Raw genomic sequence first — 1,024 nt, forward strand, 5'->3', positions numbered from 1 at the left:
GCCTATTGTGCATGTGCAGAGGGTCAAAGGTAAAAAGGGAATCGATGCGGAAGCGATTGAAAAAGAAGTACGCAAAGAAATGGAAGAACAGAAAGCTATTTTAGAGATTTCTAAGTATCCAGTGAAAGACACTGATGTGATACGTGGGAATGAAGTGACCGAGGAAAATTTGGATACGGTCTATTATTTGGATGATGCGTTAAATGCCAGGCGGTTGATCGGCTACGGCGGGATCTTGAAAGAGATTCATAAGGAACTGAATTTGACGGACGCCGAGGACGGGGATCTTGTCAGAATTGAAGAAGATGAAGACGAGGTAGCTAATGAGACGTTCGAGGTTATGGCGCATTGGCATGTAGGAATTAAGAATTACATAATTAATTAAATAAAGCAGACAATTTTGTCTGCTTTATTTTTATACAATCCATAAGATAATTTCTGCTAGAGAATCAGCAGTTTTTGAAGGTACTCCTGCTTTTTTCAAGGCTTTTACTAGAGCGCCTTTTGATGCACTATTCAGTCTTTCTGTGGCATATGCAATTTTTCTTGCATATTTGTCTACCAGTTTAGCTTTTGATGGAGATAGAGGTTTGATGGCCCATTTAAGAGCTTTTCCTCCGACTCTACATACCCATCCAAATGCTTTTATTGCTTTAAGAGAATGACCAACAATACCATTAGTATGTACTTGCCCATTTTGGTTTAATTGGTTATAAGTGTTAAATTCGCGAGTTTGTGATGCGAATTTAATAAATGCTTTAGAATCTTCTAGTGTGCTAGGAGTTTTATGTGTTTCTATATATTTCTCTAATGAGTTTGGCAATGAGTTACTTGCAATTTGTGTTGTGGGTTGAACTGTTTGGTCTTGTTCAGCAGCCGAAGCAGATGACGCAAAACCACTAAATCCTGAAATGATAAGGGCTGTAGCTGTAAGTGTTACTACACTTTGAGAAAATCTTTTTTTAGTAAATTTCATTTTAATCCTCCTATTTTTTTGATATTTTAACCAAGTAATATAATACCA

The 1,024-nt window shown here is 37.0% G+C and carries 2 protein-coding genes; one reads left to right on the plus strand and one right to left on the minus strand.

Annotated elements, in window-relative coordinates; translation table 11 throughout:
- Positions 1 to 385: protein rep (locus tag ACFVU3_RS40280; RefSeq protein ID WP_390073744.1), on the plus strand; the 385-nt coding region annotated here is incomplete at its 5' end.
- A 30-nt stretch (positions 386 to 415) separates the two neighbouring features.
- Here ACFVU3_RS40280 and ACFVU3_RS40285 read toward each other — a convergent pair.
- Positions 416 to 1,024, minus strand: a 609-nt coding sequence (locus ACFVU3_RS40285; protein WP_390073745.1) for a hypothetical protein, incomplete at its 5' end; no start/stop codon positions are given.

Source organism: Streptomyces sp. NPDC058052 (assembly GCF_042885515.1).
In the GTDB taxonomy this organism is placed as follows: domain Bacteria; phylum Actinomycetota; class Actinomycetes; order Streptomycetales; family Streptomycetaceae; genus Streptomyces.